Origin of the sequence: Pedobacter deserti (assembly GCF_024436415.1) — a bacterium.
Classification (GTDB): Bacteria; Bacteroidota; Bacteroidia; order Sphingobacteriales; family Sphingobacteriaceae; genus Pedobacter; species Pedobacter faecalis.
This window is the reverse complement of the sequence record NZ_JAFMZQ010000001.1, coordinates 2,576,859-2,600,664: the sequence shown is the minus strand read 5'-3', so window position 1 is coordinate 2,600,664 and position 23,806 is coordinate 2,576,859. Positions and strand designations below refer to the sequence as shown.

Sequence of the window (23,806 nt, the reverse complement as noted above, 5' to 3'; positions counted from 1 at the left end):
ACTGTTTGGGTTTAAATAGTCTTGTTGTTTAATCGCGACGGGATTTAAGCTCAGACTTTTTTCCGCTCCGGAATGCGACTCCGGGGCGGTTCTTTTTCCAGAACTTCCCTTTCTGTGGTGGTAGCTATTGCTTCATTCTTTTCATGTTTTTAAGTTTTGTGGTTCAACCATGCTGGTTAGGTATGTTGGTTTTTGTTTAGTCTGTTACAATGAGGCGTTTCTTTCCCTGACTGCTTTCTACCTTGAACTGCACATCGCCGGTCTTCAATATGGCAAGCATATCGGCCAGGGTCGATTGCCGGCTTATCACCCCGCTAAAACGGTCGTTGGCCACCGTTCCTTCATATACCACTTCAATGTCGTACCACCTGGATATCTGGCGCATCAGTGTACGCAGATCGGTTTTAGCAAAGCGGAAGTAGCCATCTTTCCATGCAGTCGCAGTTCTTAAATCAGCTGTCGTCACGCTTAGCCTTCCATCATTGGTTATGGCCTGCTCGCCAGGTTTTAATATAGCGTTTGTCCTTCCCGTAATGCTCACCATTACGCTGCCTTCAATCAGCGTAGTTCTTATATCCGCTTCGTCCTCATAGCTGTTAATATTGAAATGTGTGCCGAGCACTTCAACCTCCTGGTTCCGGCTATTATCCAAATTTATGGAAACTACTACAAAAGGTTGATTCTTGTTCTTAAAAACTTCAAAGTATGCCTCACCTTTGAGTATAATTTCTCGTCGTTTTTTGTCTTTAAAATCGTCTGGAAAGGTTATTTGCGATGCTGCATTCAACCACACTTTTGTTCCATCCGCTAAGGTAAAGGCATAGGTCTGACCATTGCCGGTTGCGGCAGTCAGCAGCTCTGCCTTTTGTCCGGGAGTCTTCGCTACTTTGTCTAGAGGCAAAACGGAAGTTCCGTCATCGTACGTCAGGTCCGCACCTACAATCACACCTTCCTTATCTCCATCCAATTTTATTACCTGGCCGTTGGCCATCGTAATCGTGGCGCCATTTCTGCCAGGTGAAATATTTTCGGCTGCATTAGAACTTGGTTTGTAATTAAAGAACCAAATGCCAAACACAATGGCAGTAAGCGCCGCTGCGATACCGGCAGCCTGCCATATTCTGCTAAATGGTCGTTGCTTCAAACCGGCTTCAACCAGCTTCCAGGTCTTACCGGTCTCAATATCCCTAAACTTTTTAAATTCTGCTTTGAAGTAATCCTCGTCCGTTAAGTGCTCATAAAAATCCCTGTTTGCCGCCGATGCATTAATCCAGGCATCCAGCTCCTGCTGCTGGCTTTCTGTAATCGTCCCATCCAGCCGTGCCGTAACTAGTTCAGAGATATAAAATTCCTTTTCGAGCATACCACTAATGTTTCTATCAATTTAATTACATTTTCCCGAATGTTGTTAACGGAAATTCCGCAATTTGGTATAGAAACGGTAAGTGGTATTAAAACAACCATGTGTCTGAAAAATATTCTTGCGCAGCTATCTGTAAGATTTAAAATAAATTGGCGGCATTCTAACTAAGAAGACTGGAAACAGAGAAAGTTAAAGCACCTCCTACAAACTTGATTCTTTTAACTGCGATTTCTTGCGGTATAAATAGCGACAAACACAATAACATAATAATACAGGATTTAAATCCTATATTAGCATAATATTAAAGCATTCAATGCCAAGATGATTACTAGAAGCTTAAAAGGAACCATAGAGAATAGGTTATTCAGAGGAAAGGCAATATTGATATTTGGGCCAAGGCAGTCAGGTAAATCCACGTTGGTGGAATCCATCCTGCAAGACAAGACACACCTTTATTTAAATGGTGATGACTCGGACGTAAGGGATATTTTAACCAATACAACAGCTACAAAGTTAAAAGCAGTCATTGGGAACCAAAAGATGCTGTTCATAGATGAAGCACAGCGAATTCCTAATATAGGCTTAACGCTTAAACTTTTTACCGACCAGATTAAAGATGTGCAGGTGATTGCAACAGGATCGTCAGCATTTGAACTTTCTAGTCAGGTTAACGAACCGCTAACCGGAAGAAAGTATGAGTATATGCTTTATCCGTTGAGTTTTGAAGAGCTCGTTCGGCAAAATGGATTAATCAATGAAAAGCGATTGTTAGAGCACAGGATGATTTACGGATGTTACCCCGAGATTGTTACTAAAGCGGGTGAAGAAGTGGAGCTTTTAAAGCTACTAGCCAGTAGCTACCTGTATAAAGATTTGCTGATGCTCGAACAGGTGAAAAGACCCTTAATTTTGGAGAAGCTGTTAAAAGCACTGGCGCTTCAGGTTGGTAGTGAGATCAATTATCAGGAATTGTCGCAAACTGTAGGTACTGACGCAAAAACGGTTAACAAATACATCGACTTGCTGGAAAAGACTTATGTTGTATTCCGTTTACCCGCTTTCAGTCGCAACGTCCGAAATGAAATAAAAAAGGGCAAGAAGGTCTATTTCTATGACTGCGGTATCCGCAATGCAATCATAAACAACTTTAAACCCCTGGGATCAAGAACTGACGTAGGTGCCCTTTGGGAAAATTATCTGATGGCAGAAAGGATCAAATCCCTTCGCTATCATAGCATAGATGTCGATCAATACTTTTGGCGGACGACTCAGCAACAGGAAATTGATTTAATAGAAGAGGACAGCGAAGGCTTGTACGCTTATGAATTCAAATGGAACAAGAAAGTTAAAGCTAAATTTCCGCAGACCTTTACAGAAAATTACAAAGTTTTAAAAACGTTGGTAATCACACCGGAGAATTTAGAGGAGTTTTTATTGATCGAATAAACCTACCATCAAATGAGACCGTGAGGTTTATAGCAGCCCAATTTTATGAATCCGGAAAGCTTTCTCTCGGTCAAGCTGCTGATATGGCTCGATTGAGTAAACGTACCTTTGCCGAGCTACTTAGTGATTATGGTGTTTCTTTAATAAAACTACTCTGCCAGCGATTTATCTGATGAGCTTGACCGGATCACGGGTATATATAGTATAATCATTACCGATACTACCTGTTTTATAAATAGAATTCGCGATCTCAAAAATTAATATTATACGTATTCTTATTCTCGCACATCACAAAGGTGCTGTGCGTACTTCCGATGCTCTTAACCGAACCGAGTTTGTTGAACACAAAATCCTGATAGTGCTTCATATCCTTTGCCAGTACTTTTAAAAGAAAATCAAAATCACCAGATATATTATAGCACTCAACCACCTCATTAAGTTTCATAATCTCCGAAACAAAATCGTGGCCAATGCTCTTGTCATGCTGCTTTAGCCTGATGTTGCAGAAAACGATCAGGCCATAATCCAGCTTTTCCGCATCAATTAAGGCGATATACTTTTTAATGAAGCCCTTAGTCTCAAGTCGCTTCACCCTTTCAAAAACCGGCGATGGCGAGAGATTTACCTTTGTGGCCAGGTCCTTTGTGGTAATCTTGGAATCTTCGCCCAGGAGCCTTAAAAGCTTTAGATCTGTTTCGTCTAACAATTCGTCCATAGAATATTTTTCTGTTTACACGGCTTCAAAGACTATTAGATAGATTATTATCCTATAACAGCCTTATAATGTCTTCTTTTTAACTGAATATTTTTAAAATTTCAGTGCAATATACTGACAATATAGCTTTGTGTCGAACAATAATCTACAAAATATGCTAACGCAAAATCTCGGCTACCCGCGTATAGGGGGCCAGCGACAATTAAAAAAGGCCTGTGAGCAATACTGGTCGGGAAAGATCGACCAGAAAGAATTAAACACAGTCGCACGCCACATCCGTGAAGAAAACTGGCAGGTACAGCTCGATGCAAACATTGACCTTATCCCCTGCAATGATTTCAGTTTTTATGATCAGATGCTCGATATGAGCCTGCTCTTGGGGTCTATTCCTGAGCGCTACTCCCCCGTTCTGTCGCAGGTAAAAACGAATACCGAACTCGATCTGTACTTTGCCATGGCCCGCGGCTATCAAAAGGACGGACTAGACATCACAGCCATGGAAATGACCAAGTGGCTGGATACCAATTATCATTACCTGGTGCCCGAATTTACCGCCCGACAGCAGTTCCGGATCTTTTCTGAAAAGGTATTCGGTGAACTAAACGCCGCAAAGAAGTTGCTGGGCGACAAAGCCAAACCTGTGCTTGTCGGACCGGTTAGCTATCTCTTGCTGGGAAAAGAGAAAACGCATGAAGCATCAGGGGCAGGCACATTCGAGCGTATCGATCTCATCAAGTCGCTGGTACCCGTATATATTGAGATCATCAACCGACTCAAACAGCAGGGCGCCAAATGGATACAACTGGATGAGCCTTGCCTGGTGCTCGACCTGTCCGATAAGGAAAAACAGGCATTCGAGTTTGCTTACCGTACTATCGCTAAGCAGACGGGCGGTGTTAAACTGCTGGTGGCGACTTACTTCGAGGCTTTGCTCGATAACACGACACTGGCAGTCAACCTGCCGGTGGCTGCGTTGCATGTCGACCTGGTACGTGCGCCCGAACAGCTCGATGAAATTCTCGAATTGATCCCGGCGCGCATGCAGCTGTCTATCGGTATAGTAGACGGCCGCAACGTCTGGAAAAACGATTACGCCAGATCCCTGGAGCTTATTAATAGGGCAGCCGGTAAGCTCGGCAGCAAGCGCATCATCATTGCGCCGTCCTGCTCGCTGCTGCATTGTCCCATCGATCTGGAACTGGAGACCACCATAGACCCGGAGATCAAAAACTGGATGGCCTTCGCCAAACAGAAGCTGAATGAGATCGCTGAACTCAGAAAGATCATCGAGGGAAACATCACATTGCTGGAAGAGAACAAGCAAGCGCTCGACAGCAGAAGAATTTCCGAAAAGGTTCACAAACAAGCTGTAAAAAACCGCGTCCTCGCCATAACGGATGCCGATTCTAATCGTCAAAGTGCCTTTGCGGTGCGACAGCAATTGCACCGAGAGCGTTTCAGGCTCCCGCTTTTTCCTACCACTACCATCGGCTCTTTTCCGCAAACAGACGATATCCGTCAGTTGCGTGCCCGATTCAAAAAAGGCGAACTTACATCCCGGCAATACGAAGAGCAGATCGAACAGGCCACAATCCAGGCCATCCGCTGGCAGGAGGAAATCGGCTTTGATGTGTTGGTGCACGGCGAATTTGAGCGCAACGACATGGTCGAGTACTTCGGTGAGCAGCTCGACGGATTCTTACTTACGAAAAATGGCTGGGTGCAGAGTTACGGCAGCCGCTGTGTAAAGCCGCCGGTCATTTATGGCGACGTAAGCAGACCGCGGGATATGACGGTTCGGTGGACCAAGTTCGCCGCCCAACAAACCAAACAGCTGATGAAAGGCATGCTCACCGGGCCGGTCACCATCCTGCAATGGTCCTTCGTGCGCAACGATCAGCCGCGTAACACCACCACCAATCAGATCGCCCTCGCGATCCGCGATGAGGTGCTCGCACTCGAACAAGCAGGCATCAGCATCATCCAGATCGATGAGGCCGCAATCCGCGAAGGACTACCGCTTCGTAAAGCCAGGCGCCACGATTACCTGCAATGGGCAGTCAACGCCTTCCGGCTCACCGCAAGCGGGGTTGCCGACCAAACACAAATCCATACGCACATGTGTTACAGCGAGTTCAACGACATCATCGAACATATTGCGGCCATGGATGCAGACGTCATCACCATCGAAACTTCACGCTCGCAAATGGAACTTCTGCAGGCCTTTAGCCATTTTAAATACCCCAATGAGATTGGTCCCGGCGTGTACGATATCCACTCACCGAGGGTTCCTGCTAAGGATGAAATGCTTTCGCTGCTCAGAAAAGCAGCAGAGTTACTGCCCGCAGAAAACCTATGGGTAAATCCAGATTGCGGCCTGAAAACCCGCAAATGGCCGGAGACAAAAGCTGCGCTCGAAAACATGGTCGCTGCTGCGAAAGCAGCACGTGAAACCGCTTAATCACTCGGCTACAGGAAGCAGGAAACAAAACCTGCTTCCTCAAATAAATTGAGTCAAATCGCAGAAAGCTAAAGTTGCTGAACTTTAAAATCCTGCACAGCCCTTCTCTCCGATGAGAAGTTGATGCCTATTGCGGTTTTCTTCCTGGGATCGGCTTTGTAGGCATCCAAATAGCCCTTATGGATGATTTGCTCTAACGCAGCCTCTGCACTGCCTTCCAGTTTCAATTCCAGCACGTAAATAAAATCGTTGGTAAGAATTAATATGTCACAACGGCCTTTAGCGCTATGTACTTCACTGTGCACATTCATCCCGATCCTTTTGAAAGCCAGGTGTAAGATAATATGAAATATAGATTCACTCTCCGCCCGCCAATGGTCGTATGGAATTGTAGAGATCAGCACGTTTAACTGCTCAATCATTCCATTGATATTATTTGTACGGAGAGCAGTCACCAGGTCGTAGGTAAATTCCTGGGAATCTGCCGGGTAGACTTCCCGATAAGCACTGAGTAGATTATCAAGCAGACTGGCCTCGACCTCTTTGTTCGGATAACCCAGTTCGTAGGCATCAAATTCGCTGTCGTATGACTTCACTGTCAAATACCCGGTTTGAAATAACAAGGGGATTGATAGCAAATTCTTTATATCGAACTTACCCAATGTACTTTTGCCAACGCGTATTTTATCAAAGTTATAATCCTGTTGTTCCCTGATCTGCTTTATCAGAAATGTCGGCGTCCCGGTTTCAAACCAGTAATTGCTGAATGTCCGGTCCGCCATAAAATTGAGCAAGGAAAAGGGATTATAAACCCTGTCCACTCCATTCCACGAATATCCGTTATACCACTCCCTGATCTTTTCAACAATATTTGGCTCTGTTTCCTTCATCTCCGCTATTTCAGCACTAAAGTTCTCTTCCACCTGCGCCTGGGTAATTCCTACCAAAGTGCTAAATTCAGGCGCCAGAGAGATATCACGAAGATTGTTCAAATCAGAAAAAATACTGATTTTAGTAAAACGGCTAACCCCGGTAATGAGCAATAACCTGATATATTCATCTGCATCTTTTAATACCGAATAAAACGCCTTAAATACAGAACGGTTCTCTTCAGCGGTGTCAAGGTCTTCGAGGTAGTCAATAACGGGTTTGTCGTATTCGTCGATAAGGATCACAACATTTCCGTTAACTGAGGATTTTTCAATAAGCTCTTTAAATTTGTCTTTTAGATCTTGTTCTTCAAGTACAACGCCTTGTGCTTTTGCCTGTGCATCCATTTCTTTACTAAGCGCCGCATATAATCCCAGTTTTTGGTAGTTGATACTGCTTAGTTTCAGATGGATTACCGGATGCTTCTGCCTCCAATCCCATTGGTCATGTATCCAAAGCCCATCAAACAAAGATGTATTCCCTTTAAAGATCTGCTTAATGGTCGACAAAAGAAGAGATTTACCAAAACGCCTTGGACGGCTCAGGAAATAGTACTTCCCTGAACTAATCAGATTAAAGATCGGTTCAGTTTTGTCAATGTAAAGATAATCGCCTGATATTACTTCTCCGAAATCCTGTAAGCCAATTGGATACTTCCTCATGCGGTAAATATAAACAAAAAACGGGCAGCAAGTAATCTCCAGGATGCTAATCACTCAGCTACAGGAAGCAGGAAACAAAACCTGCTTCCTTCACCAATGGCGCTTTCCACCCATATCTTTCCCCCTTCAGCCTCTATGAAATCTTTTGAAATCGCCAGGCCCAGGCCCGAACCAGATTTGTTGCTGCCATCAGTGGGCACCTGAAAATACCGGTCAAACAAGCGTTTCTGATACTGCTCGTCAATCCCCTTACCAAAATCACGTACAGAAAACTCGATATCTGTACCATGCTGAATCACCTGCACCACAACCCTCGATTTCGGTACACTGTAACGGAGCGCATTAGAGAGAAAGTTAACTAGCACCCAAGCCGTTTTCTCTGTATCCATATTAACTTTCGGCAGATCGTTCCGGCCAATCAGCTCCAGCTCGATTTCCTTTTGCTCGGCTTGCAAGCGAACCGTATCCATCGCATAGATGGCCACCTTCCTGGGGTCCGACCTAACCAGATTAAGCTGCAGATTGCCTGTTTCAACCTGCGAGAGGTCAAGCAGTTCACTGGTAATCTTCAGCAGGCGACCACAATCTTCTTTGATATGTTGCACCAGCTGTCGCTGTTCGGGGTTCATCCCGCCAACGCGTTCGTCGTCGAGCAGTTTCACGCTCATCTTGATAGATGAAATCGGCGTTTTAAGCTCATGCGAAACCGTAGCGATAAAGTTCGTTTTCGCCTCGTCAAGTTCCTTATACTCCGTCACGTTTTTAAGCACATACACCTCCCCTGCTGTTTTAAGTGATGCGCTGATGGCATTTTCCGATGGTTCGCCGGTCATGGGTACCAGAATCTCACGTCGCTCCAGCTTAAAATATGATTCCTTGCCGTCAGCATAGATCTTCATCGGCTTCGTATCATCAGCAGCCTGTATCACGCTGCTCAACAGGTCATTCTTTTTCATCAGCTCAAGGGCATCTGCACCAGTAAGGTCCCGCCCGTCCAAATTCAGTAGCTGTCCGGCTACCTTGTTCAGGAACAGGATCTCTTTTTTCTCATTCAAACCGATAATAGCGTCCCGCATCTGACCAATAATTGCTTCGATCCTCAGCTTCTCCGATTGCAGCTTGGCAAGATTGCTGTTTTCCCACCTGTTCAACTGTGCCGTCATAGCATTAAACTCCTCGGCCAGCTCCGCAAACTCATCGTTTCCCTTAAACTCTAAACGCTGTTTGTAATTCTTGCGGCCTATGGCCTTAATCGCCTCCGAAAACTCGCGGAGCGGATTAGCCACAAAGCCCGGAAAGTTGACACTGAAGGAAAACAATACGATAAAGCAAATAGATGCCGCAAAGATCAAATAAGTAGCGGCCTTTTCCACGCTCTGCCGGGCGGCCTCGTTTTTCCGCACAATGGCCTGCATATTCAACTCCTCAATTGTCCTCAATTGCAGGTGCATCTGGCGAAGTGCTGATCTTTGGGCCGACTGCACAGCCCCGGGGCGGGTAAGCGCCGTGAAGGCGCCAGAAAGGTCTGCTACGGCTTTAGCTTCACCCGGCTCTGTGATGTTTTGCTGCTCCAGTTCAAGCTGCATCTTAAGCTTCTCAACCGCTGCGGCGGAAAGCGGCAGGTCATTGTCATCCAGTATACTTCTGATCTCCCGGGCATACCGTAAGCTCTCGTAATTGTCTTTCAGGATCACCCTTGCGCTTACTGAAATCTTATTCATATAGTGCAGCGACACCGCACCAAAGAAGATCACCACGAGGAACAGGAATCCGAATCCCAGGCGAAGTTTAGTTTTTATTTTCATTGTCTGTCCATATTAAGAAAGGATAACCAGATCAGTTTCCGTTTCCGAAATATTTTTTAAAAGTCGGTTGAATATTGCAGTCCTCAAAATCACCTGAAACAAATTAAGGTGCGGCTTCCCGATACAGATCGTTGTCACCTCCTTTTCAGCCGCTATTCTGGTGATGGTCTCCGTTACATCCTCACTTTTTATCTTCAGCACCTCCGCGCCCAGCTCAATTGCCAGTTTAAAATTGTTGATCAGATGCCGCTGCAGGTCCAGTTTTATCCGGTCGCCCTGCTCATTACTTCGCTGCACATACAGCACAATCCAGGGCGAGCGATAGTAAGAGGCCAGCCGTGCAGTCTTGCGGATAACAACTTTGGCCGTTTCATGGTTGGTCGAAATACAGGCCAAAAACTTTTCCGGGCGCAGCTTAAGCTGCTTTGGCACTTCAAGGTCAATCTTGCGCATCAGGTGGTGCGCCACCTCTTTCAGGGCAAGCTCCCGCAACTGCAGGATGCGCTCAGGCTGAAAGAAGTTTTCGAGTGCACGCTTTATCTTGCTTTCCTCATAGATCTTTCCGGTTTTCAGGCGCTCTATCAGTTCCTCGGCCGTAAGGTCAATATTCACAATTTCGTCTGCACGCTCCAGGATTTTATCGGGAATCCGCTCCGTCACCGGAATTCCGGTGATGGTCTCCACTTCCTCGTTCATGCTCTCCAGATGCTGAATATTGACCGCCGATATGACATTGATCCCAGCGTCCAGAAGATCGGCTACGTCCTGCCACCTTTTGCTGTTTTTACTACCATCTATATTGGTATGGGCCAATTCGTCTACAATGACCACCTCCGGGTGCAGGTTGAGTATCGCCTGCACATCCATTTCTTCCAGCGACTTGCCCTTATAAAAGATCTTCCGTCTGGGTACTACCGGGATGCCGTCCAGAAGCGCATGTGTTTCCGGTCGCCCATGCGTTTCGATATAGCCGATCTGAATGTCGATGCCTCGCTTCAGCAACGCGTGCGCTTCCTGGAGCATACGATACGTTTTTCCCACGCCGGCACTCATGCCAATATATACCTTAAACTTTCCGCGCCGCGATCCTGTCGTCATGTCTATCATCCCTTCACCATATCAAAAGGCTACAGCGAGGCTTGCCGTAAGTACCCCATCGTTCTTGTACATCTTCCCTTCCAGCCGCACAACAGCATTACTTACGGGTGAATAATCTACATTCAACGAATATCCTGTGGTCTTGAAACCCTCAGGGGTATTTGCGACTATCAACATTCCATTCCTGTCTTCATAATACTCCAACCTTCCGGCCATAGCCCATTTGGGTGCGAGCGCGTATCTGGCAATAATTACTGGCGACAATACCTCATGTTTGTCATCGCTTCCCTTTACCCGCTGCTGGGTTCCGTAGTCAAAGCCCAGCGTCAGGCCAAGCTTTTCCGTCACAGAAAATATACCATACACATTGTGATAGAAACGGGTTACACGAACTGAATCAGCCCCTTCCGTACCCAGGTAGTTGCTATAGTTGACCGTGATCGCGGGTGCCGGCTTCCAGGTCAGTTGCAGTCCGCCTGCTGGCCTGCTGTTCCCGTTCTGCCTCGTTATTCTTTGCCATCCGTTCAGGTACAGTACTGCGGCGGTAAATCTTCCGTCGTCGCTGCCGTAAGTCAGTTTTGCGCCCGACTCATAATAAGGCGTGTTCTCCGAAGAAATATTCCTGGTCAGCACCCAGCAGTCTTTTGAAACCGCACTCTCAAACCCGATATGCGACGAAAATATCCCGGCATCAAGCCAGAGATTACTCTTGGTAGACAGCCTAACCCCAACATTTGCCTCAAACAAATTTTTCAGCACATCAGGTTCAGCCGCAAGATTAGCATTGGTATAGGTACCCGCCATTAAAGCGAGATTTGCGCGGATCGGGCCATCTTCATAGCTGGCTTTGATAAAGCCGAGGTTCAGGTTAACCTCGTTATGCCTGTTGTGCGAATAGACAAAGCCGGGCCGGTTATTGTCAGCCGGTTTATCGAAATCGTATCCGAAATAAGTTTCCAGGTAAGCACTCAGCTTAACTTTCTGTGGCTCCTGACCCGATACAGTCGATCCCATTGTGAGCAGTACAGCTAATATTAAAAAGTTTTTCATGTGTTCCGAATAGCAGATCAGTTTGTTTTATCACTCAGATCGTCCAAAGCAAGGTTAAGCTTCAGCACGTTGACAGAGGTGGGGCCAAATAAACCCAACACCGGTTTTTCTGTATGGGCCACCACCAATTGCGCGATCACCCGCTCATCCACATTCCTTGCTGCTGCGATCCTTTTGATCTGAATATTAGCCCCCTGCAGGGATATATCCGGATCCAGGCCACTGCCCGAGGCGGTGACCATCTCTGCCGGTATATCGGCCTTTTGGATGCCGGGATGGTATTTCAGCAGCGTATCCACGCGGTCCGACACCTGTTTCAGATAGTCCGCATTAGAGGGTCCCTTGTTCGATCCTCCAGATCCAGCAGCATTATAATCCACTGCCGAGGGTCTGCCCCAGAAGTATTCGGGGCGACTAAAAGATTGGCCCAGCAAGGCATAACCGACAACCTTTCCATTTCTGCTGATTTTCTCCCCACCACCATTTCCGGCTGAAAAACTTCCGGCAAATGCAACGATCAAAGGATAGATAACGCACAGCAGCACCATCAGGACTGCCGTTAAGCGCAACGAAGGCAAAATATATTTTCTCATGATTTTAATTATTAATGTTTATACGAAGAGGGCGACCAGCAAGTCGATGAGCTTAATTCCAATGAACGGCACGATTACCCCGCCAAGGCCATAAATCAGCAGGTTTCTGCGCAGCAGCGCGCTCGCCCCGATCGGTTTGTAGGCCACGCCCTTCAGGGCCAGCGGGATCAGCACAGGGATGATGATGGCATTAAAGATCACGGCCGACAGGATGGCACTTTCGGGGCTATGTAAGTCCATAATATTCAGATGCTGCAGCGCAGGGATGGAGGCAATAAACAAGGCAGGCACAATGGCAAAGTACTTGGCCACGTCGTTCGCAATAGAAAAGGTCGTCAGTGTCCCCCGGGTTATCAGCAACTGCTTGCCGATCTCCACAATCTCGATCAGCTTCGTCGGGTCATTGTCCAGGTCCACCATATTACCAGCCTCTTTTGCGGCCTGAGTGCCGCTGTTCATTGCCACGCCAACATCCGCCTGGGCCAGGGCGGGCGCATCATTCGTGCCGTCGCCCATCATGGCAACCAGCTTACCCTGTGCCTGCTCCTCCTTAATATAGTTCATCTTATCCTCAGGCTTCGCCTCGGCAATGAAATCGTCTACCCCAGCTTTTTGGGCAATAAACTTAGCGGTCAAGGGATTATCTCCCGTTACCATCACCGTCTTCACGCCCATTTTCCGCAAGCGCTCAAAGCGCTCGCTGATACCGGGCTTGATAATATCCTGAAGCTCGACCACACCCATCGCTTGCTCGTCGACCGCAACAACAAGCGGCGTTCCACCATTGCCGGAAATAACTTTAACCCGGTCTTCTATCTCCCAGGGAAAGGGATGGCCGGCCATAAGCACCATATTGCGGATCGAGTCAAACGCACCCTTACGCGTACGCCTGCCATCGGCCGTATCCAGTCCGCTAGAACGTGTTTCGGCGGTAAACTTAATAAATCTGGATCCTTCAGGAGCGGCTTGTATGCGATGCCCCTGTCCGGCAGCGAGTTCAAGGATCGATTTACCCTCTGGCGTTTCATCGGCAAGGGAACTCATCAAACACGCTTCCATAAACGCATTCATCTCCACGCCCGGCGCTGGATAAAACGCAGTTGCTTTTCGGTTACCGATGGTGATCGTACCGGTCTTATCCAGCAGCAGTACATCTATATCCCCGGCGTTCTCCACGGCCTTGCCCGACTTGGTGATCACATTGGCCCGCAAAGCCCTGTCCATACCCGCAATACCGATGGCCGACAGCAGGCCCCCGATCGTTGTAGGGATCAGGCACACAAACAAGGAGATCAGTGCAGCGATGGTAATTGGTGTATTCGCATAATCAGCAAAGGGCTTCAGCGTTACGCATACGATAATAAAAACCAGGGTAAAACTGGCCAGCAAAATCGTCAGCGCAATCTCATTGGGTGTTTTCTGGCGCGAAGCACCTTCAACCAAGGCAATCATTTTGTCCAGAAAGCTCTCGCCCGGCTGGGTGTTTACCCGCACCTTAATCTCGTCCGACAGCACCTTAGTACCGCCCGTCACAGAAGATCTGTCGCCGCCCGACTCCCGGATCACAGGTGCAGATTCCCCGGTAATGGCCGACTCGTCTATGGTAGCGATCCCTTCAATGATCTCCCCATCGGTGGGAATCACATCACCGGCCTCGCATATAAATACATCACCTTTCTGCAACAAAGACGATGAGCGGACCTCCGTTTTTCCATCAGCCAGCACCACCCTGGCCGGCGTCTCCTCGCGTGTTTTCCGCAAAGAATCTGCCTGCGCTTTGCCCCTCGCTTCTGCAATGGCTTCCGCGAAATTGGCAAATAGCACCGTCAGCAGAAGGATAAGAAAGATCAAAAAGTTATACGCAGCTGGGCCCTGCCCGCTGTGGCCGATAGAGTAAATCGTAACATAAGCCATAACGAGCGTTCCGATCTCCACCGTAAACATCACCGGGTTTTTGATCATCAGCCTGGGGTCAAGTTTAATGAAGGATTGTTTCAGCGCTGTTTGTACCAGCGCCGGTTCAAATAATGTATTGGATGAAGTTTTCATAGTCTATTTAAGCATGGTAAAGTGTTCTGCCAGCGGACCAAGGGCCAGTGCCGGGAAGTATGAGAGCGCGTTCAGCACAATGATCACCGCAAAGGTCATCAGGCCGAAGGTCAGCGTATCGGTTTTCAGCGTGCCGGCCGACTCAGGCACATATTTTTTAGATGCAAGCATGCCGGCAATGGCAACCGGACCGATGATGGGCAGAAAGCGTCCCAGCAAAATCACCAGACCCGTCAGCACATTCCACAGCACATTATTGTCGCCCAAACCTTCAAAGCCGGAACCGTTATTGGCATTGGCCGATGTTACCTCATACAGCATCTCGGAAAATCCATGAAAGCCAGGGTTGTTTAACCAATTTTTCGGCTGGACTGCCCAGTCGGCACCACCGTGATTGGTAAATACATAGCTTGCCACAGCTGTTCCCGCGAGGATAAGAAAGGGACTTAACAAGGTCACCATCGCGGCAATCTTAACCTCCCTGGCCTCCACCTTATGTCCCATAAACTCCGGTGTTCTGCCCACCATCAGTCCTGAAATAAATACGGCGATGATCAGGTAAACAAAGTAGTTCAGCAAGCCCACGCCGCAACCCCCGTAAAACGCATTGATCATCATACCCAGCATCTGCCAGGCACCAGTAAGCGGCATGGTCGAGTCGTGCATACTGTTTACCGACCCTGTGGAAATAATCGTTGTCACCGTACTCCAGTACGCAGATATAGCCGGACCAAAGCGCATCTCCTTGCCTTCCATCGCACCGGTTGGCTGACTAATGCCAAGTTTTGCCAGGGCCGGATTGCCGCCCAGTTCCGAGCTGATGGTCGGAATGAGCAGCAGCAGCATACCGATCGTCATTACACCAAAAATAACCCAGCTCAACTTCCTCTTTCTGATAAAGATGCCAAAGGCGATCACCATAGCGATCGGAATGATCACCTGGGCAATCAGCTCGACCGAATTGGTGATATAGTTCGGGTTTTCCAGCGGATGGGCCGAATTGACACCAAACCAGCCTCCCCCATTGGTACCCAGATGCTTAATAGCGATCATGCCTGCAGCAGGGCCTCTCGACACATTCACTGTATCGCCCTCAAGGGAAATGAACTGATCCTTCGCCGCATAACTGGTCGGCGTTCCATTGAAGGCCAGCACCAGGGCTATAAGTAGCGACAAAGGCAGCAGCAGCCGTGTGATCGACTTGACAAAGAATTCCCAGAAATTTCCCAGCTGCTCGGTGGTCTTATCGCGGAATGCTTTAAAGAACGCAACCGCGGCAGCCAGTCCGGTGGCGCAACTCACAAACATCAGAAACATCATTACAAAGTGCTGCGTCAGGTAAGTTGCGCCGCTTTCGCCCGAATAATGCTGCAGGTCGCAGTTCGACACAAAACTGATGACGGTGTTAAATGATAAATCGGCCGACATGCCTGGATTTCCGTCTGGGTTCAGCGGAAGTTTATCCTGGTACATCAATAAGAAAAATCCGTAGAGCAACCAGATCAGGTTGATCGTTAGCAGCGCTTTCATGTGCTGCTTCCAGTTCATCTCTTCTTTCGGGTTAATTCCTGAGAGCTTATAAATGCCGGCTTCCAGTGGTTTTAAAAAGTCGGTCCAGACCTTCTCTCCCGCAAATACTTTGGCGAGGTACCCGCCCAGCGGAATAGCGATCAGCAAACTGAGTGCATAGGTGGCTATGACTCCAATTAATTCAGTGTTCATGATGTTCAGTTAAAATTTTTCGGGTTTAATCAGCACGTAGATCATGTAAATGAAGACGGCGATGGCAATAATGAATAGTGCAGTCATAATATGTTGTTTTGATCTGCCCATGCCAATCCGGGTGCCATTAAACTGGCAACTTTTATAATAGGCTCATCATAAACTGGTTATGAACGAAAGCATAAATCCTGAAGCTTGTTTGAAACATAAACACCCCTCCATTTTGGAAGGGTGTTTATCATACTGGTATGGCTGGTATCAAGAGTCTGTTGCTTTTAAATATCAATATGATACTCTTCAATTTTGCGGTACAAGGTCGTTAGGCCTATGCCTAGCAGCCTCGATGACTCCGTTTTATTTCCACGGGTATATTTCAGCACCTTGATGATGTGTTGTTTTTCTACCTCCTGCATATTCATCGAGTCTACGGCCCCTCTTGGGCTATGGAACTCAGCAGGCAGCAGATCAGGGCCAAGCGTATCCCCGTCGGCCAGTATCACCACCCGTTCCATCACATTCTTCAGCTCCCTGACGTTGCCTTTCCAGGTGTGGGCGGTCAGAAGCCTTTCAAATTCCCTTTCTACCGTAAATTTGGGCTTATTGGCTTTCGCGGTAAATACGGAAAGATAATGCATTGCCAGCGCTGGAATGTCTTCCCGGCGTTGCGACAGCGGCGGCAGTTCAATCGTAAATACAGAAAGGCGATAATAGAGGTCCAGCCGGAAACTTCCTGCCTCTGCCTCTGTCTTAAGGTCGCGGTTGGTGGCGGCAATGATCCTGATATTCAACTGACTAGTCCGGGTATCTCCTACTTTAATATAGCTGCGGCTTTCCAGTACGCGAAGCAGTTTGGCTTGCAAGTCCAGGTTCATTTCCCCAATTTCATCCAGAAAGACCGTTCCTTCATTCGCCTCCTCCAATAAACCGCGTTTATCTTTCAAGGCACCTGTAAATGCGCCAGCCTTGTAGCCAAACAGTTCTGTTTCAAGAAGCTCTGGCGTAAAGCCGCTGCAGTTGACGGCCAAAAAGGGTTTTGCTTTTCGCGGGCTTTCATTATGGATAGCCTGCGCAAAAACCTCCTTGCCGGTACCGGTTTGCCCCAGAAGCAACACGGTGGTGTCGGTGCCAGCTACCTTTTGGGCAAGCTTTACCGCCTCTTTGATGGCTTCCGACTTTCCTAAAATAGCATCGAAGCCATATTTATGATCTGCAAGCTCTTTTGGCGCTTCAGGTTTTGCGTTGAGTTTTGCTTTCTCTGCAGCCTTATAAACGAGCGGAATAATTTTATCGTTATCGTCGCCTTTCGTAATATAATCGAAAGCCCCGTTGCGCATCGCCATCACCCCATCCGGGATCGTTCCAAATGCTGTCAGACTGATTACCTCGGCGTTAGGTCTTACGTTTTTAATCTCCTTCACGAGTTCCACGCCGTTGTAGTCGGGCAGCTTCACATCACTAACCACCACCCGGATATCCTCCGACTTCAGGATTTTTAATCCATCCTTAGCGGTATAGGCCTGGAAAACTTTAAAACCCTCAAGTTCGATGATCCGCGCCAGCAAGCCGCACAATTTTTTTTCATCATCAATGATCAATACGTTGTCTTGCATGACCCTCTCTTATTCTGATTTAAATTCTTTTCTGATATCACTTCCCATCTACAAAAAGTAAAAACGCAAGCTGCAGCGCACTGGAAACGCCCTTCCTGACTAAGGCATTTCTGATCAGTTCGATTGCTTTGGTTTTCTGATTGCGTACCGTCTGCACCGATAAGCCGAGTTCTTCTGCAATTTCGGCGGTAGACTTGTCGTCAACATACAGCATTTTAAAAATGATCCGCATTTTTTCGGGCAGCTCTTCAATTTCCTGGTTTACCAGGTCGAGTACCTCCGACTGGATAACATCGTACAATGCGGTATCGCCGGCCGACTCCAGGTGCGTACGGTATCTTTCCTGGGCTTGGGTTCTCACTTTCAGACTGTCCAGGTAGTCCAGGCAGGCGTTCCGGCAGCTGATGTACAAGAACGCTTTGATGTTTTGTGGCGTTTTAAAAGACCCTCTTTTTTCCCATACTTTAAGGAAACACTTTGATACCACATCTTCCGCCTCTGCACCATCGCCCAGCAAGCGGCCGGCAAAATAGGTCAGCGGCCGACTATGCAGTTCAAAAAAGTGCGCAAGTGCGGCATTGTCGCCATCCTTCAGGCGCTCAATCCAATAGTCCCCCGGGCCGGTTTTTGTCGTTATCATCCTGTGCAGATTCTGCTGGCAATATCATCATTTTTTAAACACTGTAGTAAGATTAGTACCTGAAACGTATGGAATTCATGCTAAATTAACATCCATAATTCAATCATGAGAAAGACTTATATCGTATTAACTATTATTTTCTTAACCTTTAATGGTATTGCTAATGGTCAGCTGAATAAACGCCAGAAAGCATTTATTACGTCATTTTTGAACGAAAGGGAGCCTAAAAAGCCTGTATTTTACTTATCAAATCATAACGATCGTGCATTACTTGAGGCGCTTAAACCTGATACATTGGTTGATATGTGGGCGTTGGCTGGCAGAAATAAGCCACAAAACAAACTCATTCTTACCCAGAAAGAAAGAAAACATATTAGCACTAAACTCCGTCAACTTAGGGAACTAAAGTGGAAAGATCGTTTACTGCCGGGTGCCAGGTTGCTACATACAGATACAGTCCAATATTACCTAAAAGATAGAGCTCTTGGATGGCAAAGGATGTATGATCGAGGAATTTCTGGTTTCTATACCTTTAGCAATCCAATATTCTTACGTAATGAAACACTTTGCATTTTTCAGTATGATTTCAGTTGTGGCAGTCTTTGTGGAGATGGCACCATAATGATATACAGGAAAGAAAATGGCCTATGGAAGCCCTACATAAACTTAGCCAATTGGGTGAGCTAACCTGATACTTCGGCAAAACTGGTAAGGGATTCCAGCAATTCCGACTGAAAGGTCTGCCCTTTGTCTTCATTGTACCACTTCTGCAGTTCAATCTTCATCGTGTTAAAATCCACGTTTTCTTCCTTAAGCCGCAGGTACAGTTGCTGACATGGCGCGGGCCTTGGTCCCCAGTTCATCAAATCCGTACCGTTTTCGTCGCGAATGATAAACTTCGGGATCGCCTTGCCTCCGTTTGTCAGATACTGCTCTATCAGAAAGGGCTCCGAATCCCTCAGCTGATAATCGATGCTGATCAAGGGATTCAATTCACTGAGTTTATGAATAAAAGGAACGAGGTGCGAGGCATCACCACACCAGGGTTCTGTGATGACGATCCAGTTTTGAGGTTTGTCAATAGCCGCAACTTTATCGGCCAAAGGTAAACTCAGTACCCCGGTTTTAAGCCATCGGTTTTGCCGTGCCCAGTTCATTTTGGTATAGTCCAGATAGTCAATATTGTTGTATGGTGCAGGTGCGTTCGGATCATTCAGGATACCCTGAAAATATTCCAGGTACTGTTGGAAAGTCATAGATTGTCTCTAAATTTTTATGTCGGATAAGCGCGGCTAATCTAATGGAATTTTCAGACATTTTCAGTGATGCTGCCAACATAAAAGCTGGTACCGGTAATGTTGTTAAACAGGTCGTTAAAATTCATATAGCAATGCAGGTCCTCTCCGCTAAAGCTGGCAGGTATTTCAAAAAGATAACTCAGGTCGCCCCTCCTCGCTGCCGAAACACGGGTTTCGAAAACGTTCCTCTTTGCATTATAAACGACAAAAGTGCCGCTGTCCTCCCGGTAACAGTAAGGGTTCGAGGGCTCATCTTTCCAACTGAACAGCAATCCTCCCGACGCCGGTTCAACGCTGGGCAGCAGCGGACCATAGATGTTACCGCGGCTGTATACCAATGCTTCGTATTTCAGATGCGGCTGGCTGCCCTGGTCGGAAAAGACCCTGTCGAAGTTAAAACGGAAAGCCGCGTTAATGGCAGTGTTTCCTTTCCTGAACCCACGAAATCCTATATTGATTAGCGGAGTGATCGGCGTCAGGAAAGACATCAGCAGCCGGAGTTTTGCCTGATAAACCATTTGTTCGGCCGTAGCGTTGCGGTTGACCCAATGATGCAGCCCTGTAATAACGTTTTTGTGCTTTTGCCTGCGTCCAACAAGCGGACCGGTTTTTCCCGATATACCGCCAAACGGCCCTGAATGTAAAATGCCCATATTGTTTTGGTTAGACAGGCAAATCTAAGAGGCAAAGGCCGGCTTACCATTGGATAAACGCCTCAAAATAATGGCATTTTTACCAGAATCAGCTTTCAAAGCGGCTGTACAAGCGTAGAATTTATATTATCCCTTCGCCTTTCCTTCGTCTTTTCAACGCATTCTCGCCGGCATCTGCTTGTCGAAAGACGGAGGGAAGCCGGCATGGATGGGGCTATGATCCGGAATGCGGAGGCAATTTTTGTGAATCTTTCAGGGTAATTATGGGCGACTTTTAATTCATGAGCTGAATGGCCATGAGAATGAGGAGCGCAATTACGCATACGATGAGCTGGTTTATCGATAGTCTGTTGGTCATGATCGTTTGTATTTCCTGCTTAGACGATAGGAAACCGCATTTCGCTACAGGCGTAGGCCTTACCAGAGTAAAATTGTTTATAAAAGTGTTAACAACCTGTTAATAAGATGTTTGTAACTAATCGAAATATTACTTGACAACCCGGATATTATATCCGTAAATTAGATCTATCAATTAGCACGTACTTTGACAGCCCTCGGAAATGCCAAAAAGAATACTTGGTCTACGGACAGAAAGTTTCTGGTCATTTCAAATAGAAACTACAGATTCCGAATTATTGGAAACATGAACCGGGAGGATTAAATGAAGTTGAAAAAACGTAATATTAATCGTAGATGTTCAACGAAGGGCGTTATACCTGGTGAGGAATTTTAAGGAATGAATCACGATAAGGATAATTTGATCGGAAGGTGAAGTTCTCAGGAACTAAGCTGTGACGAGATAGGTTAAAGGAAAAATAGGCAATTGATATTTTATGTCTCGCTACGGTGAGGATAAAATGAAAACGGAGTACTCTGATCGAAAGAAAATGAGACTCCGTTTTTTTTTCAGGAATTGTGTTGTGTTTGCAAAATATTTGCATATTTAGCCAACGCTTTTAACGCACACACAAATATAAATTTCATGAAAAAACAATTATTGACTGCTGCGGCAGTAATGCTCTCCCTGGCGGGGATTGCTCAAACCAAAGGGACCAGTGCGCTTGGCTTCAGCGTATCGTCCCAGAAAATCAAGAACGATCTCGGCACGTATAGTTCGGAGCAAACATCCAGGGACTTTGGTTTAAGTTATGGTATGTTCGTAAAAGATAATGCCAAGCTAGGTGTCCATCTTTCTTACGGCACCGCTGAGGCTTCGACCAATACGTCGACCATCAGTTCAGAAACAAGAAGATACGGCATAGGTCTGGACTATCAGCACTATTTTCCTGTTTTTAAATCCCTGTACCTTTATGCCGGCGGACTGGGTGGTTATAGCCGTACCAAGGAGACATTAAGCGAAAATACGGCGGATAACAATGAGGCAAACATAGCTAATATGTACAGCTTAAGGGCAAACGGCGGACTTACTTGGTTCATATCGAAACGTTTTGCGCTGGAAACAGAATTGCTTTCTGCAGGTGGTAATTACTATAAAGCCAATAATCGGCTAGGCAGTAATGACTCGGAGTCCGATTATTTTTCGTTTGATTTATCTACCAGCGGACTGATCAACGACATGTCGTTCAAAATTTACTTCCTTTTTTAACCTTTTCAATATTAAGATTATGATCAAATATATATTAGCCGCGGGTTTATTAATGACATCGCTGGCTGGGATGGCACAGACAAAAGGCACAACGACATTAGGTTTGGGCATAGTATCAAGCAGGTCGACGATTAAGGCTGAGGGTTACGGGGATTTAAAAACCACAAACAATGCTTTTTCTTTAGGGTTTGGAGGCTTTGTTGCAGACAACGTAAAGATCGGCATCGAGGGACTGTATGGCAAAACCAAAGGGGACGAATCCGAGATGAAAGTGTATGGTGGTAAATTGGATTATCAAAGATATTATCCTATTGTAAGGTCGCTTTACGCTTATGCCGGCGGCGAGGCGGCTTATTTGAAAAATGAGGACAGCCAGGTTCAGGGAACTAATAGATATGAGCGTAGCATAGATAACTACGGTTTAAATGCTTATGGTGGGATAACCTGGTTTATGAGCGAAAATCTGGCTTTGGAGACACGCTTGTTGTCTGCCGGCGCAAATTATTCTGTGAATAAGGAAACCAATTTCGGACAGCCGATTTCACGTACAAAGCGCCAGAATTTTGACTTATCGACCGGCGGGATCATTAACAACTTTGCTTTCAAAGTGTACTTTCTGTTTTAGTTAAAATAGTTTTTAGCAGAGGGGCGCCTGGAGCGCCCTTTTTTTATTTTCACTGTTTTGTTTAACGGGTTATTCCTTACTTTAGCTGTATGTCCAAAGCCAGTAAATTACACAAAAAAGGCCAACCGGATAAGCAGCAAAAGATTTTTGTGCTGGATACTTCGGTGCTTCTATACGATCATAACGCCTTTACGCATTTCCAGGAGCATGACGTGGCTATTCCAATTCAGGTTCTGGAGGAACTGGACAATATGAAAAGCGGTAATGAAACGCGTAACGCGGAAGCCAGGGGATTTATCAGGTTGATGGACCGGTTGTCGGCCAGCAGGCTGATGAACGAATGGGTGCCGCTGAACGGGAGCAGCAAAACCGGACGGTTTAAGGTGGTGATGGACAGGGCTTCCGTTTCGGGTAACCGAAGTTTGGAGCAGGATGCGGAGGCGGTTTTTGGCTCGGGTAAGATCGATCACAAAATTTTGAATGCAGCGCTTTCGCTGAAGCGGGAGTTTCCGAAGCGCCGGATTGTGCTGGTATCTAAAGACATTTGTTTGCGCCTGAAAGCTAAAGCGCTGGATATTTTCGCCGAGGACTATGAAACTGGGAAGGTTAAGAACCTCGATGAACTTTATACCGGTAAGGAACTGTTGACACGGGTGCCTGAGGAGGTTATGATAACGCTTAAGGAAAAGGGCGAAGCGGAGGCCGGCGATTTGAATCTTGCAAATGCGGATGCCAATCATTTTTGTGTGCTTAAGAGCGGAAGGAAATCGGCGATGGCCTGGTATGGACTGCAAACGGGACTGTTACAGAGGGTCAAACCAAGGCCGGTTTTCGGTATCGCGCCGCGGAATGATGAGCAGAGCTTTGCTGTGCATGCTTTGCTGAATCCGGACATAAAGCTGGTGACGATTCAGGGTAAGGCCGGCACGGGAAAAACGCTTATTGCGTTGGCCAGTGCGCTGGAGCAGCGCAAAGATTTTCGGCAGATCTACGTAACCCGGCCTATTATTGCGATGGGGAATAAAGATATTGGTTTCTTGCCGGGAGATATTAAGTCGAAGATTGACCCGTACATGGCGCCGATATGGGATAACCTGAAGTTTATTAAAGACCAGTATGCGGACGACTCGAAGATGCAGGCGCGGATTGACGAGTTTGTGAGTTCGGAAAAGATCGTGATTACGCCGCTGGCGTATATCCGCGGGCGCACGTTGACGAAAATATTTTTTATTGTCGACGAGGCGCAGAACCTGACCCCGCATGAGGTGAAAACGATCATCTCCCGTGCTGGAGAGGATACGAAGATCATCTTTACAGGAGATATCTACCAGATAGATACCCCCTATCTTGATGCTGAGAGTAATGGTTTATCTTACTTGATTCAAAATGCTAAGCACCACCCTCTTTATGCACATATTACACTGGATAAAGGCGAACGAAGTGCATTGGCCAATCTGGCGAATGACTTGTTGTGATCTTT

The 23,806-nt window shown here is 46.8% G+C and carries 21 protein-coding genes; 7 read left to right on the top strand and 14 right to left on the bottom strand.

From position 1 onward, the window contains the following. Positions 1-196: 196 nt before the first annotated feature. Positions 197-1,363: a FecR family protein gene (locus J3P40_RS11825; RefSeq protein WP_256005857.1), complete on the bottom strand. Its 1,167-nt coding sequence runs from the start codon at positions 1,361-1,363 to the stop codon at positions 197-199. A gap of 321 nt (positions 1,364-1,684) precedes the next feature. Here J3P40_RS11825 and J3P40_RS11820 point away from each other — a divergent pair, with 321 nt between their 5' ends. Then, entirely contained in the window at positions 1,685-2,809 is a 1,125-nt protein-coding gene (locus J3P40_RS11820; protein ID WP_256005856.1) for an ATP-binding protein, read from the top strand. 20 nt (positions 2,810-2,829) lie between these two features. Then, a complete protein-coding gene (locus J3P40_RS11815; RefSeq protein WP_256005855.1) occupies positions 2,830-2,982 on the top strand; it encodes a UPF0175 family protein in 153 nt (50 codons plus the stop codon). Between the two features lie 77 nt (positions 2,983-3,059). Here J3P40_RS11815 and J3P40_RS11810 read toward each other — a convergent pair whose 3' ends face one another. Beyond that, positions 3,060-3,524 (bottom strand): Lrp/AsnC family transcriptional regulator, encoded by a 465-nt coding sequence (locus tag J3P40_RS11810; protein WP_256005854.1) that lies wholly within the window; start codon positions 3,522-3,524, stop codon positions 3,060-3,062. Positions 3,525-3,678: 154 nt separating this feature from the next. On the opposite strand from J3P40_RS11810, the gene metE reads away from it, so the two are divergent. Then, positions 3,679-5,985, top strand: a complete 2,307-nt coding sequence (gene metE / locus J3P40_RS11805) for a 5-methyltetrahydropteroyltriglutamate--homocysteine S-methyltransferase (protein WP_256005852.1) — start codon at positions 3,679-3,681, stop codon at positions 5,983-5,985. 68 nt (positions 5,986-6,053) lie between these two features. Here the strand turns inward: metE and J3P40_RS11800 are convergent, their stop codons facing one another. From J3P40_RS11800 to J3P40_RS11755, 10 genes are all read right to left on the bottom strand, one after another. Next, entirely contained in the window at positions 6,054-7,577 is a 1,524-nt protein-coding gene (locus J3P40_RS11800; RefSeq protein WP_256005850.1) for a PD-(D/E)XK nuclease domain-containing ATP-binding protein, read from the bottom strand. 50 nt (positions 7,578-7,627) lie between these two features. Further along, complete coding sequence (locus J3P40_RS11795) at positions 7,628-9,382, bottom strand: HAMP domain-containing sensor histidine kinase (protein WP_256005848.1); 1,755 nt, start codon at positions 9,380-9,382, stop codon at positions 7,628-7,630. A 12-nt stretch (positions 9,383-9,394) separates the two neighbouring features. After that, on the bottom strand, positions 9,395-10,489 hold the full coding sequence (locus J3P40_RS11790; RefSeq protein WP_370687714.1) for a sensor protein KdpD: 1,095 nt from the start codon (positions 10,487-10,489) through the stop codon (positions 9,395-9,397). 12 nt (positions 10,490-10,501) lie between these two features. Beyond that, positions 10,502-11,530, bottom strand: coding sequence for a porin (locus tag J3P40_RS11785; protein WP_256005842.1), 1,029 nt, complete (start codon positions 11,528-11,530; stop codon positions 10,502-10,504). A 17-nt stretch (positions 11,531-11,547) separates the two neighbouring features. Continuing rightward, on the bottom strand, positions 11,548-12,123 hold the full coding sequence (locus J3P40_RS11780; RefSeq protein WP_256005840.1) for a K(+)-transporting ATPase subunit C: 576 nt from the start codon (positions 12,121-12,123) through the stop codon (positions 11,548-11,550). 18 nt (positions 12,124-12,141) lie between these two features. Further along, a complete protein-coding gene (kdpB, locus tag J3P40_RS11775) occupies positions 12,142-14,172 on the bottom strand; it encodes a potassium-transporting ATPase subunit KdpB (protein ID WP_256005837.1) in 2,031 nt (676 codons plus the stop codon). A 3-nt stretch (positions 14,173-14,175) separates the two neighbouring features. Continuing rightward, complete coding sequence (gene kdpA, locus J3P40_RS11770; protein WP_256005835.1) at positions 14,176-15,894, bottom strand: potassium-transporting ATPase subunit KdpA; 1,719 nt, start codon at positions 15,892-15,894, stop codon at positions 14,176-14,178. A gap of 9 nt (positions 15,895-15,903) precedes the next feature. Continuing rightward, on the bottom strand, positions 15,904-15,981 hold the full coding sequence (locus J3P40_RS11765; protein WP_084498241.1) for a potassium-transporting ATPase subunit F: 78 nt from the start codon (positions 15,979-15,981) through the stop codon (positions 15,904-15,906). A gap of 188 nt (positions 15,982-16,169) precedes the next feature. Continuing rightward, a complete protein-coding gene (locus J3P40_RS11760; RefSeq protein WP_256005833.1) occupies positions 16,170-17,504 on the bottom strand; it encodes a sigma-54-dependent transcriptional regulator in 1,335 nt (444 codons plus the stop codon). A 37-nt stretch (positions 17,505-17,541) separates the two neighbouring features. After that, positions 17,542-18,144, bottom strand: coding sequence for an RNA polymerase sigma factor (locus tag J3P40_RS11755; RefSeq protein ID WP_256005831.1), 603 nt, complete (start codon positions 18,142-18,144; stop codon positions 17,542-17,544). A 105-nt stretch (positions 18,145-18,249) separates the two neighbouring features. On the opposite strand from J3P40_RS11755, the gene J3P40_RS11750 reads away from it, so the two are divergent. Beyond that, positions 18,250-18,831, top strand: a complete 582-nt coding sequence (locus J3P40_RS11750) for a hypothetical protein (protein ID WP_256005828.1) — start codon at positions 18,250-18,252, stop codon at positions 18,829-18,831. Here the strand turns inward: J3P40_RS11750 and J3P40_RS11745 are convergent. After that, the gene (locus J3P40_RS11745; protein WP_256005827.1) at positions 18,828-19,400 is read right to left on the bottom strand and encodes a thioredoxin family protein; all 573 of its coding nucleotides are present in this window, start codon (positions 19,398-19,400) and stop codon (positions 18,828-18,830) included. The two genes, J3P40_RS11750 and J3P40_RS11745, sit on opposite strands and share 4 nt — an antisense overlap. A gap of 53 nt (positions 19,401-19,453) precedes the next feature. Then, the gene (locus J3P40_RS11740) at positions 19,454-20,095 is read right to left on the bottom strand and encodes a DUF6266 family protein (protein ID WP_256005824.1); all 642 of its coding nucleotides are present in this window, start codon (positions 20,093-20,095) and stop codon (positions 19,454-19,456) included. Positions 20,096-21,077: 982 nt separating this feature from the next. Between J3P40_RS11740 and J3P40_RS11735 the strand changes: the two genes are divergently transcribed. The 3 genes from J3P40_RS11735 (at position 21,078) to J3P40_RS11725 (ending at position 23,801) form a co-directional block, all read left to right on the top strand. Continuing rightward, on the top strand, positions 21,078-21,701 hold the full coding sequence (locus J3P40_RS11735) for a hypothetical protein (RefSeq protein WP_256005822.1): 624 nt from the start codon (positions 21,078-21,080) through the stop codon (positions 21,699-21,701). 19 nt (positions 21,702-21,720) lie between these two features. Next, positions 21,721-22,326, top strand: coding sequence for a hypothetical protein (locus J3P40_RS11730; protein WP_256005820.1), 606 nt, complete (start codon positions 21,721-21,723; stop codon positions 22,324-22,326). 89 nt (positions 22,327-22,415) lie between these two features. Continuing rightward, a complete protein-coding gene (locus tag J3P40_RS11725; RefSeq protein WP_256005817.1) occupies positions 22,416-23,801 on the top strand; it encodes a PhoH family protein in 1,386 nt (461 codons plus the stop codon). The last annotated feature ends 5 nt before the right edge of the window (positions 23,802-23,806 follow it).

Excerpts from the sequence above, each read along its gene's own strand:
- J3P40_RS11825 (WP_256005857.1), bottom strand. The coding sequence starts at position 1,363 with ATGCTCGAAAAGGAATTTTATATCTCTGAACTAGTTACGGCACGGCTG.
- J3P40_RS11820 (WP_256005856.1), top strand. The coding sequence starts at position 1,685 with ATGATTACTAGAAGCTTAAAAGGAACCATAGAGAATAGGTTATTCAGA.
- J3P40_RS11810 (WP_256005854.1), bottom strand. The coding sequence starts at position 3,524 with ATGGACGAATTGTTAGACGAAACAGATCTAAAGCTTTTAAGGCTCCTG.
- metE (WP_256005852.1), top strand. The coding sequence starts at position 3,679 with ATGCTAACGCAAAATCTCGGCTACCCGCGTATAGGGGGCCAGCGACAA.
- J3P40_RS11800 (WP_256005850.1), bottom strand. The coding sequence starts at position 7,577 with ATGAGGAAGTATCCAATTGGCTTACAGGATTTCGGAGAAGTAATATCA.
- J3P40_RS11795 (WP_256005848.1), bottom strand. The coding sequence starts at position 9,382 with ATGAAAATAAAAACTAAACTTCGCCTGGGATTCGGATTCCTGTTCCTC.
- J3P40_RS11790 (WP_370687714.1), bottom strand. The coding sequence starts at position 10,489 with ATGATAGACATGACGACAGGATCGCGGCGCGGAAAGTTTAAGGTATAT.
- J3P40_RS11785 (WP_256005842.1), bottom strand. The coding sequence starts at position 11,530 with ATGAAAAACTTTTTAATATTAGCTGTACTGCTCACAATGGGATCGACT.
- J3P40_RS11780 (WP_256005840.1), bottom strand. The coding sequence starts at position 12,123 with ATGAGAAAATATATTTTGCCTTCGTTGCGCTTAACGGCAGTCCTGATG.
- kdpB (WP_256005837.1), bottom strand. The coding sequence starts at position 14,172 with ATGAAAACTTCATCCAATACATTATTTGAACCGGCGCTGGTACAAACA.
- kdpA (WP_256005835.1), bottom strand. The coding sequence starts at position 15,894 with ATGAACACTGAATTAATTGGAGTCATAGCCACCTATGCACTCAGTTTG.
- J3P40_RS11765 (WP_084498241.1), bottom strand. The coding sequence starts at position 15,981 with ATGACTGCACTATTCATTATTGCCATCGCCGTCTTCATTTACATGATC.
- J3P40_RS11760 (WP_256005833.1), bottom strand. The coding sequence starts at position 17,504 with ATGCAAGACAACGTATTGATCATTGATGATGAAAAAAAATTGTGCGGC.
- J3P40_RS11755 (WP_256005831.1), bottom strand. The coding sequence starts at position 18,144 with ATGATAACGACAAAAACCGGCCCGGGGGACTATTGGATTGAGCGCCTG.
- J3P40_RS11750 (WP_256005828.1), top strand. The coding sequence starts at position 18,250 with ATGAGAAAGACTTATATCGTATTAACTATTATTTTCTTAACCTTTAAT.
- J3P40_RS11745 (WP_256005827.1), bottom strand. The coding sequence starts at position 19,400 with ATGACTTTCCAACAGTACCTGGAATATTTTCAGGGTATCCTGAATGAT.
- J3P40_RS11740 (WP_256005824.1), bottom strand. The coding sequence starts at position 20,095 with ATGGGCATTTTACATTCAGGGCCGTTTGGCGGTATATCGGGAAAAACC.
- J3P40_RS11735 (WP_256005822.1), top strand. The coding sequence starts at position 21,078 with ATGAAAAAACAATTATTGACTGCTGCGGCAGTAATGCTCTCCCTGGCG.
- J3P40_RS11730 (WP_256005820.1), top strand. The coding sequence starts at position 21,721 with ATGATCAAATATATATTAGCCGCGGGTTTATTAATGACATCGCTGGCT.
- J3P40_RS11725 (WP_256005817.1), top strand. The coding sequence starts at position 22,416 with ATGTCCAAAGCCAGTAAATTACACAAAAAAGGCCAACCGGATAAGCAG.